The organism is Paenibacillus sp. JT22N15, assembly GCF_059383755.1.
Map to the genome: position 1 here is coordinate 210,880 of NZ_JBXENV010000013.1, position 17,151 is coordinate 228,030.

3 protein-coding genes are annotated in these 17,151 nt (G+C 52.0%); all 3 read left to right on the plus strand.

The window, feature by feature from the left end; all coding sequences use genetic code 11:
- Nucleotides 1-2 precede the first annotated feature (2 nt).
- Genes AC50X8_RS24360 through AC50X8_RS24370 form a run of 3 tightly spaced genes read left to right on the plus strand, consistent with a single transcriptional unit; the run spans nt 3 to nt 17,123 of the window.
- Nucleotides 3-4,010, plus strand: a complete 4,008-nt coding sequence (locus AC50X8_RS24360; RefSeq protein WP_494881993.1) for an SDR family NAD(P)-dependent oxidoreductase — start codon at nt 3-5, stop codon at nt 4,008-4,010.
- Nucleotides 4,011-4,025: 15 nt separating this feature from the next.
- A complete protein-coding gene (locus AC50X8_RS24365) occupies nt 4,026-11,855 on the plus strand; it encodes an SDR family NAD(P)-dependent oxidoreductase (RefSeq protein ID WP_494881995.1) in 7,830 nt (2,609 codons plus the stop codon).
- Between the two features lie 39 nt (nt 11,856-11,894).
- The gene (locus AC50X8_RS24370; RefSeq protein ID WP_494881997.1) at nt 11,895-17,123 is read left to right on the plus strand and encodes an SDR family NAD(P)-dependent oxidoreductase; all 5,229 of its coding nucleotides are present in this window, start codon (nt 11,895-11,897) and stop codon (nt 17,121-17,123) included.
- Nucleotides 17,124-17,151: the final 28 nt, after the last annotated feature.

Below are 17,151 nucleotides of genomic sequence, written 5' to 3' on the forward strand. Positions count from 1 at the left end.
ATATGGATAAGGCGTACAAATATTTGGTACAGGGTGTTCAGGACAAAAAGATAGACAGGCAGGTAGCCATTGATTTAATTAAGCTGCTGGAAACAGAAGCCGTAACGGATGCGGGTGATATCGCCATTATCGGCATGGCTGCCAAACTCCCGTCTGCGAGTACGATAGAGGAATTTTGGGACGTGGTCGAGAGCGGTGTTGATTGCATTACCGGCTTTCCAGATACACGCAGCGGCGATATTAGCCGCTACCTTCGATTCAAGGGGGTGCCCGAGGAGGAAATCCGTTATAACAAAAGCGCTTATTTGCCAGAAATCGATAAATTTGATTATAAGTTTTTTAAGCTTTCCCCTCGTGAAGCAAGCTTGATGGACCCGTGCCAGAGAATGTTTCTGGAAACAAGCTGGCAGGCTGTTGAGGATGCGGGCTACGGAGGAAGCAGGCTGGAGGGCTCGAAGACAGGCGTGTTTGTCGGATATGCCAGCAATTATAGGGACATGTACGCCAAAATGATTGAGGACATTGATCCGACTGCTCTTTCGATAGGTTTGGTTGGAAACTTGAACGCCGTCATCTCGGGCAGAATTTCTTATTTGCTCGATTTGAAGGGGACTAGCATGGTCATTGATACAGCTTGCTCCTCATCGCTTGTCGCAATAGATTCGGCCTGCCAGGCGCTGCGCAGCCGCACTTGCGAAATGGCCATTGCCGGCGGCATCAACATTAATACGGTGCCGCTCAGCAAAGATTATATGCAAACGGGCATAGAATCGACCGACGGGGTGTCAAGAACGTTCGACAACCATTCGAACGGTTCTGGGGTAGGGGAAGGCATTGGCGCAATCGTTCTCAAGCCGCTGAAAGATGCCTTAAGAGATAAGGATGTCATCTATGCGGTCATTAAAGGGAGCGCCACCAATCAGGATGGCAGGTCCGCAGGACTTACCGCGCCAAACCCGCAAGCGCAGACGGACGTTATTTTGCAGGCGTGGGAAAATGCTGGAATTGACCCTGAAACGATTGCTTACATTGAGACTCACGGCACGGGCACCAATTTGGGTGATCCGATTGAAATTCAAGGTATACATTCGGCTTTCCGCAAGCATACGAGCAAAAAGCAGTTTTGCGCGGTCAGCTCCGTGAAAACGAATATCGGTCATTTAAGCGAGGCTGCTGGCATCGTAAGCGTCATAAAAGCTGTGATGGCTTTGCGGACGAAGCAGCTGCCGCCTTCGATTCATTTTAATCATCCGAACCGGTCAATACCGTTTGAAGACTCGCCGGTGTATGTAAGCGCAAAGCTGCGTGCTTGGGAAACGGATGTAGCGCCGCGCAGATGCGGTGTAAGCGCCTTCGGCATTAGTGGAACGAATTGCCATGTCGTGTTGGAGGAGGCTCCAGCTCAAGCAGCTTCTGTACAGGAATCGGGGGCACCTCATCTGTTTACGTTATCTGCCAAGTCAGAACAGGTACTGCTTGAATTAATTCATCTTTACTCGGAATTTTTGGCGCATAATAGCCAGCTGAATTTAGAGGAAGTTTGCTATACCGCGAATTCGGGCAGAGGCCATTACTCGCATCGGTTAGCGCTGCTTCCGACAAGCGTAGCGGATTTGCGGGACAAGCTGGTCAGCGCTCGTCTTGATGAAGCCGAAGGCGCAGTATATTACGGGGTTCACCGGCTCATCGATTCCGCGAAGGAAGCGCTTGAAGCAAACGATCTGCCTGCAAAGGAGCAAGAACGGTTAAGCGCAGAAGCGGCGGTGTTGATAGCTGCATACTGGGCTGAGCCGGATGCGTCCAGCAGCTTAATCGAGCAAGTAGCACAGCTGTATGTCAAAGGCGCAGATGTGGATTGGGAAATGCTAGCTGGAGAAGTGAAGCCCTCCAAGACCTCGCTTCCTGCTTACCCTTTCGAGCGGAGCAGATGCTGGATGGATGCGCCGCTGCAGCAGCCAGTACAAGCCTTAGCGGAAGAAGCAGAGCGTGGTCTATTCTACGGGTTTAATTGGAGAGCAGAAGCGCTGTCAGAGGATGCGGACCACGCACCAATGGCCGATGTGCTCCTTATCGAGGACGAGGCCCGTTCCCCATTCGTGCAGTCGATGATCGACAAGCTGCGGGCACAAGGGCGGAATGTCATCGTTGCTTCCCTTGGGCATCGCTTCAAGCGGCATGACGATTGCCGCTATACGCTTGCGAGCCGTGAGGACGATTATGACAAGCTCATGGTTGACTTGGTTGGGCGTCCCGTTACCCATATTTTGCATATGAGCGGACTTTCCGAAAGTGCTGCTCCCGAAACGCTGGAAGAGCTGGAGCAAACCCAGCAGTACGGGATATACAGTCTGCTCTATTTAACAAGGTCCATCATGAGGCATGACCCGAGGTCCAAACGGCATATGCTGCTGTTTACGAAGCTGCTGCATGCCGCAACGGGGCGGGAAGCTGAATTAAGCCCAGAATGGGCAACGCTCGTTGGGTTAGGGAAGGTTATTCCACAGGAGTTTGCGCAAATCGTATGCAAAGCGATTGATGTTGATGATTTCACGCCAGTGGATGCCATATGGCTGGAATTGGAGCATTTTACGAAGCAATATCACGTGGCTTATCGAGAAGGCTGCCGGCATACGGAGGAGTACGGCCCGATTGATCCGCTCAAGCTTGAAGAAGCTGAAACAGCCATTCACGATACTGGCGTATACCTCATAACAGGTGGCACCGGAGGCATTGGGCTTGAAAACGCCAAGTATTTGGCTTCCAAGGCGAATGTAAATGTGGCCCTTGTGAACCGTTCCCAGCTTCCTCCGAAGGAGGAGTGGGCAGCCGTTGTTGCAGGCGGCGAGGACGAGGATACGATTCGTAAAATACAAAAGCTTCAAGAAATTGAAGCGATGGGCGGCCGTATTACGCTTCATAGTGCGGACATAGCGGACTATGCAGTAATGGCGGCGCTAATCGGTTGGCTGAGAGAGAAGTTTGGACGAATAAATGGCGTCATTCATGGCGCTGGCATAGCTGGTGCGGGTTATTTGTTCAAGAAGGATTTAAACATTTTCAAAAACGTGCTGGAGCCGAAAGTGGCGGGAACCTGGATATTGGACAGGCTTACCCGGCAAGACCAACTCGATTTTTTCATTATGCACTCCTCTGGCGTTTCGATGGTTGGAGAGGCTGGACAAGGCGACTACGTGTCTGGAAACGCTTATTTGGACGCATTTGCTGCCTACAGGAGAAAGCAGGAGCGCCATGCGCTGGCGTTAAACTGGGTTTCCTGGAAGGAGGCGGGCATGTCCGTCCGCTTCGGCATCAACGTCGATTCCTTCTATAAGGCGCTGCCTACCGTGCAAGCGATTGAAAGCATGGATACGGCGCTGCAGCGGAATATGACGAGGGTGCTCATCGGAGAAATGAACGAAAGTCCGGAATATTTGTCCTTGCTTTTGGCGTTTCCATTTCACTTAACCGAAGAGCTGAATGATCGGGTCAGCGGGTTGTTGAACGGAAATACCGAGCAGGAAGGGCATAAAATCATCTCCAATGGAAATTATGATGCCGCCATGCTCGACCAAGGCAGACTCATTATTTTACCGAAAGGCAGCAGCCCTGTGAACAACAGCACAAAACCTTCGAAAGCCGCGCTTCGGGGCAAGCAGGGAGATGGCTATAATGCGGTCGAGCAGGAGGTAGCCAACATTTTCAGCACCATTCTTGGCTATCCGGAAATTGACATTCATGATACTTTGTTCGAGCTCGGCGGGGACTCGCTGCTGCTGATGAGAATTCATAAATTGATTGACACGGAGTATCCGGGCAAGGTGACGATTACCGACATGTTTGAGTTTCCTTCCGTCCAGCGGCTAGCGCAGCATATTAACAAAGAGGAGCAGCAGCAGCAACTGGTTGCTGCAGCCAAGGACGTTCGCCAGGAAGCAAGAGACATATTCGGGAAGCTTGCAGAGGGCAATATGAGTCTGGAAGAAGCCATTCACGTGATTGAAGATCTGTAGGAAAAGGGGAAAATCGTGCAGAACAATATTTTTACATTTATCGTGAATCAGACGACAAGCGGCAACATCGACAAGGAAACGGCTGTCGAGATGATTGCCATGCTGAAGCAGGGTGGAGCAAAGGTAGAGGATGACATCGCCATAATCGGCATGTCTGCGAGACTTCCAGGAGCCAGGGATATCCATGAATACTGGAGCAATATTGAAAATGGGATAGACACGGTCAAGCAAATTCCGCAAAACCGGAAAAATGACACCGACGATTATATCAAATTTAAGCAGCTTGACCAGGATAAAATCATTTATCCCGAGTATGGCTATTTGGAGGATATTGACGGCTTTGACTATGAGTTTTTCCGCATGTCGCCAAGGGAAGCGAGCTTGACCGACCCGCATCAGCGTATTTTTCTGGAGCAGGCGTGGAAGGCGATTGAGGATGCCGGCTACGGTGGCGATAGGCTGACAGGCAGCAAAACCGGCGTTTATCTCGGCTATACGCAAAGCCCGAAGGATCTGTATTGCAAAATGATTATGGATATCGATCCGACGCTGATACCGATTGCAACGGTGGGCAATATGCAGGCGATGGCGGCAACCCGCATTTCCTATTTGTTAAATTTGAAAGGGCCTGCGCTCGTTGTAGATACGGCCTGCTCGTCTGCTTTAGTAGCCATTGAGCTTGCTTGCCAAGCGATTAAGCAAGGACAATGCGACCAGGCTATCGCTGGCGGGATTAAGCTGAATATTATTCCAGTCGATGATGAAAACATTCGTATTGGCATTGAGTCGGGCGATTGGAGAACTCGGGCGTTCGACGATACGGCCGACGGCTCCGGTGTCGGCGAAGGTGCAGGAGCATTGCTGCTCAAGCCTTTGAAGAAGGCGCTTAAAGATGGCGATCATATTTATGCCGTTATTAAAGGCAATGCAGCCAATCATGATGGCCAGACCGCAGGCATTACCGTGCCGAATCCGGCATCGCAAACCTCGGTCATCCAGCAGGCGTGGGAGGAAGCGAACATCGACCCGGAGACGCTTGACTATATTGAAACACATGGAACAGGCACGATTCTCGGTGACCCCATTGAAATTAGGGGCATTGAAGGCGCCTTTAAAAAATATACGAACAAGAAGCAGTTTTGCGCAATCAGCTCTGTCAAGACGAATATCGGACATTTAAGCGAGGCGGCAGGCATCGCGAGCATTGTCAAAATGGCGCTGTCGCTGAAATATAAAAAGCTGCCGCCAACGATTTATTTTCAAAAACCCCATTCTTCAATCGCATTCACAGATTCGCCTTTGTATGTCAATACGAAGCTTCGTGAATGGGAAACGGACGGGCACCCAAGAAGGGGCGGAGTGAGCGGCTTTGGCATGAGCGGCACCAACTGCCATCTCGTGTTGGAGGAAGCGCCGGAGCAAGTGGCTACAGAGCTTGCATCTGCGGGGCCTGAGGTGTTTACTCTTTCGGCCAGAAGCAGTAAAGCGCTGCGGGAGATGCTGCAGCTTTACAATGAATATTTGCAGCAAAGTGGAGGGAACTCTTCGCTTTCCGATATATGCTACACGGCCAATACGGGCCGCAGTACGTATGCTTACCGCCTGGCGCTAATGGCTGCTGATTTGGACGATTTGCAGGTTAAAATCCGTGCTTGCCTGGAAGCCGATCTGGAGTCTTTCACGGCCCCTTGGGCCTGCTATGGAGTTCACCGGGTAGCACGTGCCAACGCAACGCCGAAACTAGGCGAAATCGATGAGCAGGAGAAGCGCCGACTTGGCAGCGAGGCAGACCAGCATTTAGAGAGCTGGATTGCGTCTGGAAAATCCGATGAGCATACGCTGCATTTGCTTTGCTCCGCTTATGCAAGCGGCGGCGATGTGAGCTGGAGCGGGCTCTATGAAGGAGAACGGAGGCAGCGCGTCAGCCTGCCGACCTATGCCCTGCAAAATTCGCGATGCTGGCTGGAGTTTCCCGAGCTGGAGACGTCAGCAGAAGCACAGGAGGATGGCTTCTACTTCGCGCCGGTATGGACGCCAGAGGAGCGTTCGTCCCAAACCGGAGCAGATTTGGCTGGCGCTGTCCTGCTCCTTGGCGGAAGAAGCGATAGCCATAAGCAAATCGCTGAAGGCTTGGAGGCAGCATGTGCGCGGGAGCAAAGGGCCATTATTAATGTCTCGCTAGGCGAGGAATACATCCAGCACCATTCCGGTTCTTATACAATTCGCAACACGCAGGACGATTATATTAGACTTTTTGAAAATATTGGTGCCGAAACGCTCACGCAAATCGTCCATATGCTCAGTTTGGATACTATCGCTCCAATCGACCGCGTAGAGCAGCTGGATGAGAGCCAAAAACGCGGATTATACAGTCTTTTCTATCTATATAAGGCTTGGCTGCATACGAACGGAAAGCAGCCGCTTGACGTTGTTCTTCTAACAGACAATGCCCAAGAGGTGAGCGGTGTGGAAACGCTCATTCGCCCGGAACACGCAACCGCGATTGGCTTCGGCAAGGTTGTGACGAAGGAGCATCCGCCGTTCAATGTCCGAAGCATTGATATGGATCAGGATACGGATGCGGTGCAGCTTAATGAGGAGATTATGTATGGCGCAGGAACATCGCCGTATGGGGTCGCTTTCCGCGCAAATGGCCGTTACGTGGAGCAATTTGCCCAAATGGAGCTCGATCGCATCGCGGATGAGCCTGTAACGATTAAGGAGCAGGGCGTTTACATCATAACGGGAGGAACAGGAGGAATCGGTCTTGAGGTGGCAAAGTCGCTAGCTGCAAGTGCCTCTTCCATTAATCTGATCCTCGTGAACCGGTCGGCGATGCCTGAGCGGGAACGCTGGGATGCGATTGTCCAGACCGGGACGGATCTGCTTTTAATCAGCAAAATTAACGCCATTCGCGAGTTGGAAGCAGCTGGAGCACAGGTCAAGCTGTATCAGGCAAACATTTCTGATGAGCCGGAGCTTAGAGCAATGCTTTCGGATGTTCGCAGCGTGTATGGAAAAATTGACGGTATCGTTCACAGCGCGGGCGTGGCTATCGACCAGCTGCTGAAGGACAAGCAGGAAAACGTTATACGCGACGTACTGCTGCCTAAAGTAAACGGAACGTGGCTTCTGAACAAATGTACGGAGGATGATCAGCTTGATTTCTTCGCCATGTTCTCATCCGTCGCTACCATATATTACGGTTCGACCCAAAGCGATTATGTGGCAGCTAACGCTTATATGGATTCATTCACTCATTATCGAAGCAAGCAGGGCAAGAAGACGCTGACGATTAACTGGACGACGTGGAAGGAAACCGGCATGGCGAAAAATAGCGGCGTGGCGGTGAGCACCATCTTCCAGACGCTGCCAACGGCCAGCGGCATTGAAGGGTTTACCGCATTGCTGAACAAGCAAAGCCGCCGAGCGTTAATCGGCAGCTTCAACTATGACCGGTTGGGCATTTTATTGCTGGAAAAAGCTACGGTCAGGCTGTCAGAGCTGCTGCAGCGCAGACTCGACTATCATAAGCAGCAGCTTGCCAGCGCTGGCTCCACTTCCAATAAGGCTGCGAAGCCGAAGGGAGCGGCAAAGAGCGGTGAAGTGCAGCTGACTGGCCGTGACGGGGCAGCCTACAACGAAACCGAAAAAACGATTGCTGCGGTTTGCCAAAATGCGCTCGGCTATGCCGAGATCGACATTAACGACAATTTCTTTGAGCTTGGAGCCGACTCCATATTGCTGATGCGCATCCATGCGGAGCTGGATAAACGCTACACCGGCTTGTTATCGGTTGCGGACATGTTCGAGCATTCGACGATTTCCAAGCTGGCGGAATATATCGTAGAGCAGGATACGGAGAGCAGCATGCCTCAGCAGACGATCACTGCGCGTGAAGCTTTGTCAACGGATAGCGATATTGCAGTAATCGGCATGTCATTCCAGTTCCCGAAGGCGAGCACGAACGAGGAATTTTGGGGAGCGCTGCAGGCTGGCGTTGATAACGGCAGCGGCTATCCGGATGTTAGAAGAAAGGATATGGAAAAATACGTTGCCTTCAAAGGTTGGCCGCTCAATGCGGTCGATTACGAGATGGGCAGTTATTTGGACGAAATCGACAAGTTCGACTATCGCTTTTTCCGAATGTCTCCGAAGGAAGCGAGCACGACCGATCCGAACCATCGCTTATTTTTGCAGACAGCATGGCATGCCATCGAAGATGCCGGCTACGGAGGCAAAAAGATTTATGGCACGAAAACGGGGGTTTACCTCGGATTTGCGTCCAATATGGTCTATTTCCACCGCATTATTAGCGAGGTCGAGCCGCAGTCGGAAGGCGCTTCGCTAGTTGGCAATACGGCTTCGGTAGCGACAGGCAGAGTTTCATATCTGTTCGATTTGAAGGGCCCGAGCGTCGTTGTTGATACGGCTTGTTCTTCCTCCTTGACCTCCGTGCATTTGGCTTGCAAATCAATACGCATGGGCGACTGCGAAATGGCGATTGCCGGCGGGGTACGGCTGAACATGATGCCTATTTTCCGCAAGGGCTCGCCAAGAGGCATCGGCATGGAGTCGACAGACGGCAAAACAAGGGCGTTTGATGAGCTCTCCGAAGGGACGGGAACAGGCGAAGGGGTTGGGGCGATACTGCTCAAGCCGCTGCAGAAGGCGATACAGGACAGGGATAATATTTACGCTGTCATCAAGGGAAGCGCATCGAACCAAGATGGAAGCTCCGCTGGCTTGACTGCGCCGAACCCGGCTGCTCAGGAGGAAGTTATTATTCAGGCATGGGAAGATGCCGCGATTGATCCTGAAACGGTTACGTACATTGAAACGCATGGAACGGGCACCCAGTTGGGAGACCCGATCGAAATTCAGGGTATCCAGCGCGCTTTTAAACGGTATACCCAGAAGAAACAATTTTGCGCGGTCGGATCTTCAAAAACGAATTTAACGCATTTATCAGAGGCTGCGGGCATCGCGGGCGTCATTAAAGCGGTTTTGACGCTGAAAAACAAAGAGCTGCCGCCAAATCTGTATTTTAACCGTCCGAACCGAAAAATCGACTTTATGAACTCGCCTGTGTATGTCAATGCAACCCGCAAATTGTGGGAGCCGGAAGGCCATCCGCGAAGATGCGGTGTAAGCGGCTTTGGCATGAGTGGAACGAACTGCCATGTCGTTATGGAAGAGTATTTGGGCGCTGAAACCTCGCATCTGCAAGGCGAAGAGGAGCTTAGTCAACGTCCGCAGCTGTTCACGCTCTCCGCACTGACGGATACCGCTCTTCGGCGCCTCGTCAGCCAATACAAATCGCAGCGTTTTGGCGACGGTTCAGCGGCTGCCTTCCGCAACGCCTGCTATACCGCGAACACGGGACGCGGCCACTACGCACACAGGCTGGTTCTTATCGTAAACGACGCGGAGGATTTCAACCGGAAGCTTGCGGAAGTGGACGAATACGGTTTCGAAAACGTACAACAGCCTTGGTTGTTCTACGGCTTCCATAAAATCGTCTCGGAAACGAAAGCGAAAAAATCCGACGGCGAAATTACAGAAAGCCAGCGAATAAGCATGACGAAGCAGTTCGGACAATTGGTCGACGGTTATGTAGATGGGGAACGCACTGATGCCAGCAGCCTGCCGAACATTTGCGAGCTTTACGTACAAGGGGTGGAAACCGATTGGGAACCTTTCTACTTCGGTGAAGAGCTGCATCGAATCAGCCTCCCAACCTATCCGTTCGAAAGAGAGCGCTGCTGGGTTGAGATTCCCGAATATGAGCAGGCTGTGACAGAAGTAACGGCTGGCGGCTTGTATTACGGGGGGCAGTGGGTAAGACAGGAGCAGCTGATGGCAGAGCAGACAAGCCAGGCCGGACCAGTTCTTATCTTTATGGATGAGAAGGGCTTGGGACAATCGCTTGCTGCTGAGTGGAACCGGAGAGGAACCAAGACCGTTCAAGTTTATTTGCGAAAGCAATATGCCAAGCTCGATGACGGCAGCTATCACGTAAGCGGTACAGTGGACGATTATGTGTTGCTGCTGAAAGATAACAAGGGCACAACGTGGAGCAAAATCATCCATCTGTTCAGCATCGTGCCGGAAGGCATGGCGGTTGACTGGAACAGCTTTAATGAAACGCAGTATAGAGGCGTCTACAGCCTGTTTTATTTGTCCAAAGCGGTAGCCCAAGTAGGATTAAGCGCTGTAACCGATACGGTTATCATTTCTGATTATGTCGATGTTGTAAGCGGACGTGAACCCCGGGTCAATCCGTGGAATGCACCGCTCCTGGCACTCGGAAAATCCGCAAGGCAAGAGCTGCCGAGCATGCTGTGCCGCGCTATTGATATCGATGAAGCAACGAGTTTGGATACGATTATACGCGAAATAGGGGCAGCACCGTCGTATTATATGGTCGCTTTTCGCGACAATGAGCGCTATGCCGAAATTTTCAAGGAATACCGCGTGCAAGAGGCAAATGAGCAGCCGATCGAGGTCAAGGAAGAAGGGATCTATCTCATTACAGGCGGGACAGGCGGCATGGGCATTGAGACAGCCAAATATTTGGCGGCGAGAAAGAAAGTCAATATTGCGCTCATTAACCGTACGCCTTTGCCAGACAAGGCAACATGGGATGATATGATCGACCGCAACAGCAGAACCGACCGCAAGGCTATCCAGAGAATAAAAGCGGTACGTGAGATTGAAGCAATGGGTGCACATGTCGAATGCTACAGTCTCGATATCGCTAATATGCAGCAAATGGAAGAGTTGGTCGGCGGGCTACGCGCACGTTATGGACGCATTAATGGCATTGTCCATGGCGCCGGTGTTGGCGGTGATGGCTTCCTTTATTTGAAGGAAGAGCAGGTGTTCAACGAGGTCGTCCATCCGAAGGTGTTCGGAACGTGGATTCTCGACAAGCTGACCGAGCAGGATCGGCCTGATTTCTTCCTCATGTTCTCCTCCATGAGCTCGCGTTTCGCAGTGCCGGGGCAAGGGGATTACTGTGCAGCTAATACGTTTTTGGATGCATTTGCAAAATACAAAACGTTGAACCAGCAAAAAGCGCTGTCCATTAACTGGGTTGCGTGGAAGGAAACCGGTATGGCGGTGGAGTTCGGCGTCAATGCAGACGGCGCCTTCAAGGCACTTCCTACAGCAGTGGCTATGCGCGGTTTGGACGAAGCTTTGAACCGGAGCGTATCGAACGTTTTAATTGGGGAGCTCAACTACGGCTCGGATCTGCTGTGGGAGCTTGGTCTCGTTCCGCAGCTGCTGGATGCGCCGATTGATGCTGCCATAACGGGGTCCCAGAAACGGTGGGAGGCAAGGCAGCTGGCTTCGCAAAGACGCTTCGAGGGCGAAATCAAGCTTACGGGAAAAGACGGCGATTACACCGATCTGGAAACGAAGCTGGCGGAAATCTATTGCCAGGTTCTTGGCTTTAATGAAATCGACATGGACGATAATTTCTTCGAGCTTGGCGGCGACTCGATTTTGCTTGGCAGAGTTCACGCTTCTCTGGAAAAACATTATCCGGGCAAGGTCAGATTGCTGGATTTGTTTGAATACACTTCCGTCAGCAAGCTGCAGCAGTATATGCGGGAGGATGAAGAGGAGCAGGATGCAGCAGGCACAGAAGCTCTGGAACATCTTGCGTACGACCGCGAGATGTCGCAAGTATTGCAGCAGGTAAGTGCAGGAGCAAGCCTGGAGGAAGATACGAAGCGGCTAATGGAGGAACTGGGCAATGGCACACTATCCATTGAACAAGCGATTGACCAGCTGACGAAAACCGGCCAGAACAGCAGCGATACAAGGAAAAAGTAATTGGCGCAGCAACTTTGGACGCCCGGAGGGTAAAAGGCTATGGATAAGCTTTACCACTATATTCTCAAGAGAGCTACCGAAGGAAAAATCGAAAAAGAAGATGCCATCCGCATGGTCACGCTGCTTAGGCAGGCGCAGGCAGTGCAAGAGGAGAGCCGCAAGGAGGACATCGCCATTATCGGGATGGCCTCCCATATTGCGGGCACTGACTCCTCAGAGGAGTTCTGGCGGCAAATCGCCTCCGGCGTTGATTTAGTAGGAGCTTTTCCGAAAGAGAGAAGTGCTGACATTGACGGCTACCTGACCAATATGCTGGATGAAATGGGCTGGGAATTAAAATATTCGCCGGGCGCGTACATGCACGATATAGCTTCCTTCGACTACAGCTTTTTCCGCATTACGCCCAATGAGGCCGCTCTGATGGATCCTTCCCAGCGCATCTTTTTGCAAACGGCCTGGGAAGCGATTGAGGACGCTGGTTATGGCGGGAATAAGCTTGTTGGAAGCCATACAGGCGTATACGTCGGCTATTCCAGCAGCTCGAGCTATCATTCCATGATACTGGAAACCGAGCCGGAATCAGCAGCAACGGCATTAACAGGCAACATTGCCGCCATGCTTCCGACGAGAATTTCCTACATGCTTGATTTGAAGGGGCCGACGCTCATTTTGGATACAGCCTGCTCCTCCTCGTCGGTTGCGATTCATCTAGCCAGCAAAGCTATTCATAACGGCGATTGCAAAATGGCGATTGCAGGCGGCATCAGGCTTAATCTTCTGCCGATCGACAACTCAGGCCTGAAGCTGGGAGTTGAAGCGGTGGACGGACGAACGCGAACGTTTGACGCTGAGGCCGAGGGTGCTGGCTGGGGAGAGGGCAGTGCTGCTGTTTTGCTAAAACCGCTTAGCCAGGCCGTAAAGGATGGGGACCGGATATATGCTGTTATAAAAGGGAGTGCCATTAACCAGGACGGCACTTCCATCGGTATAACCGCTCCCAATTCGGCTGCCCAGGCTGAGGTGCTGCTTAAGGCGTGGCAGGACGCAGGCATTGATCCAGAGACGTTGTCTTACATTGAGGTGCATGGAACAGCAACAAGGCTTGGCGATCCGCTCGAAATAGAAGGGTTGTACAGGGCGTTCCGAAAGCATACGAACCGCAAGCAATTTTGCGCAGTCAGCACCGTTAAGACGAACGTGGGCCACTTGTACGAATGTGCCGGCATTGCCGGTGTTATCAAAGCCGCTATGTCGTTAAAGCATCGCAAAATACCGGCTACGGCCCATTTCAACCGCCCTAATGCAACGATTGGCTTTAGCGATTCGCCAGTCTATGTCAACACCCAATTGCGGGAGTGGGAGGCTGGGGAGCATCCACGCAGAGCGGGCATCAGCGCCTTCGGCCTAAGTGGAACCAATTGCCATATCGTTCTGGAGGAGTATGCTCCACCGCAGCAGTCGGAGCACGCAGACGATGTATACGCCGGGCTGCCTCATATCCTTGCGATATCGGCAAAAAGCATCGCGCCGCTGCTTGGAATCATATCTGGCTACGAGCAGTACTTAAACCGGGAAGCACAAATCCCGCTGCGGGATTTATGCTATACGGCTAACACCGGGAGGGGGCATTATGCGCACCGCATTGCCATCATTTTCGAGGATGCCGCCGACCTAATGCGCAAAGTCGCTCTGTTAGCAGACAATTCCCTTGATGAAACCATTCACGATGATATCCGCTACGGCAGGCATAAGGTCGTCTCCGGCAATAAGCAGGTACTGGGTGAAAATGAAATTAAAAAGCCGGAGCATGCGGAGCTGACCCGCACCGCTTCCGAGAAGGTCCGGCAATTTATCGGCACCGAGAAAAAGGACAAGCAGCTGCTTCATGACATTGGCAGCCTGTATGTCCGCGGCGCGGATGTCAATTGGGAGGAACTGTATCAAGGCGAAGGCCGCTGCAAAACGTATGCGCCAACCTACGCCTTTGAGAAGCAGCGCTGCTGGCTTGATCTCAATATGCCGCAGCGGGGCGACAAGGATGGTGCTGAAGCTGCGCTGCACTATGCCATGCAGTGGCGCAAGTGCGGCAGAAGCCCCGAACCATCCGGCATTGAAGGAGCAGCCATCGTATTTATGGATGCGTCGGGAGTCGGAGAGACCATTGCTGCATCCTTGCGGGAAAACGGCAGGCTCGTTATCGAGGTGAAGCTTGCAGAGGATGATGGGCCCTTTGGCTGCACAGCAAATTCTAGCGGCGAAGGATACGAGATTGACGGTTCCAAGGCAAGCTATCTCCAGCTTATGCAAGCATTGAAGGATGTGCCGTTTGGCCAAATCATTCATCTATTGGCGCTGGACGCACATGATGCCAGCGATACGCTGGAGACGCTTAAACGGCGGCAGGAAAGCGGTGCCTACAGTCTGTTTTATTTGACAAAAGCGCTGGTGCAGGCGGAAATTCAGCAGCCGCTTGCGCTGCATATCCTCACTAGAAATGCTGTAGAAGCTACCGGCTCAGAGAAGCTGCTTATACCCGATCATGCTCCTGTTTACGGCCTGGGCAAGGTTATGGCCAAGGAGCTCCCAAATGTGTCATGCAAATATATGGATATAGAGGAATCGGTTCCGCTCGGGCAGCTTATCGGAGAGCTTCAGGCGAATGACGTGTACGGTGTCGCGCTTCGAAACGGTGATAGATATACCGAAATATTTGCTGAGCTGCGGGATGAACAGTTAGAAACCAGCCGCCGCTTGGATTTGCAGGAGCAAGGGGTATACCTGATTACAGGCGGCTTAGGCGGCATTGGGCTGGAAATGGCAAAGTGGTTTGCAGCTCAGAGCAAGGTCAATTTGGCTTTGATTAGCCGCACTCCGCTGCCGCCGAGCTCGGAATGGGCAACTGTTCTAGAAGGCAGCGAGGCTTCAGACAAGCTTAGAAAGCGGCTTCGCATAGTGAAGGAGCTGGAGAGGCTTGGTGCGACGGTAGAATGCATCAGTGCCGATGCAGCCGACTATAGCGCTATGGAGAAGGTTATTGCTGATTTGAAAAGCAAGTATGGACAAATACGGGGCATCGTGCACGGTGCGGGCGTCTCGAATGACGGGCCGCTTGCTGACAGAGGCGATGATATGTTCAATGCCATCTACGCTCCGAAGGTGTATGGCACCTGGGTGCTAGATGCGCTTACGAAAGACCAGAAACTTGATTTCTTTATTATGTTCTCGTCAGTCGCGACCATATTCAGTGCCTTCGGGCAAGGGGATTATGCGGCAGCCAACGCCTATTTGGATGCTTATGCTCTTTATCGGCAAAGAAGAGGCGGGCGTACGCTTACTGTGAACTGGACGACGTGGAAAGAGACTGGGATGGCCTTTGATGGCGGGCACGTATTCGATACGATTTTCAGGACGCTGCCGACTGAGCTAGCGCTTGAAGGCTTCGCTTCTTTGCTGCAAAGCGGTGCAAGCAGAGCGCTAATAGGACAAATCCACTACGATGGCGCAGGTGCTATGCTGCTTGAACGCTCCGGTGTATCTTGCTCCGATTCGATTCGGAAGCGGATTGCGGCGAAGAAAGACAGCAAGCGGAAGCAAAGCGGCGGCAATGTGCAGAAGAAGGAACGCAGCGCGGAAGGCGTTGTCATGCTTGGCCGGGAGGCCGGCAGCTACTCTGAGCTGGAGCAGAAGCTTGCCTTATGCTGCAAGCTTGTCCTCGGCTATGAGGAGATCGACATCTATGACAATTTCTTTGAAATGGGTGCAGATTCACTCGTATTAATGAAGCTCCAGGGCGAGATTGAGACGCATACGTTCGAAATGGTGACGATCAGCGATCTATTCGAATATTCGACTGTCGTTCAATTGGCGGAGCATCTGCAAAAGCAATCCGCCAGTCGGGACCCCATCCGCTCGAGCCAGTATCCGCCTATGCAGAATGCAGCTATTAAGCCGTACTATCCAGCATCCCATGCCCAGAAACGCATGTTCCTTGGCTTTAAACGGGAGCCGCAGCTGACAAGCGCCAATCAGTTCAGAGTTTCGGTGCTGAACATCCGGGTGGAGCCCGAGCGGATGGAGCTGGCTGTGCGCCGCATGATTGATAGGCATGAGGTGCTGCGAACAGCTGTTACGAGCATGGATGGGGAAATTGTCCAAGTAATCAGGGAACAAGTCCCATTCGAGATGGGGTACTGGGAGGCAGATGAAGCTGAGGCGAAAGACATTATTAATCGGTTCAAGCAGCCGTTTAATTTGAATGAACCGCCGTTTTTCCGGCTTGGCCTCGTGAAGGTCGAGGAGGAAAAATATTATCTGCTTTACGATGCCCACCACATTATTACAGATGGCGTATCCATGGAAATTTTCATGCGGGAGCTTGTTCAGCTGTACAAAGGTGAATCGCCGCCGGCCCTGCCGTACCAATACAAGGATTATGTGGAATGGCAGTTCTCCTTCATGCAGACGGAGCAAATGAAGCGCCAGCAGCTTTTCTGGGAAGAGACGTTTACGGGCGAAATCCCTGTGCTGCGGCTGCCGACAGATCAGCCAAGGCCCGAGCATTTTGTTTTTGAGGGCGGTATCGTCATGAGCTTGGTTGACCGTGAGCTGACGGAAAAGCTGAAACAGCAGTCAAGCGTATCTGGAGCGACGATGTATATGCTGCTGCTTGCCGCTTATGCCGTGCTGCTGTCCAAGTATTCCGCGCAAGACGACCTGGTCATCGGATCACCGGTTACGGGACGGCCAAAGCGGGAAATGGACAAAATTCTCGGCATGTTCATCAATATGCTGGCGATGCGGCTTGCTCCCCGTAAGGAACTGACCTTCTTAAGCTGTTTGGAACATATAAAAGCAAGCGCAGTGCAGGCTTTCGACAATCAGGATTACCCGCTTGACGAGCTGATCCATCATTTGAATGTAAAGCGAAGCGCAAACCGCCACCCGCTGTTCGATACGGTGTTTATTTATCAAAATGTTCCTGTTGATGAAAGGGCGATTGGCCATTCTATCGATGAAGTTTATAATCTGACCGATTATGAACTGACGCTGGAGGCTATGGAGCAGGGCGGGATGCTTCGCCTGAGGCTGGAGTACAACATGCGGCTGTATGATCGACAGACAGCGGAGCGAATGCTGAAGGATTACTTGAGCATTCTTGAGGCTATCGCGAAGCAGCCCGATATCCTTCTGCAGAACATTGAACTGGCCAGCGGTAGAACCGAGGAGCCGTTATATGAGGATGATGAGGAAATCTCCTTTAATTTTTAGGCGGCCATCCCCATCAACCATATAGAAA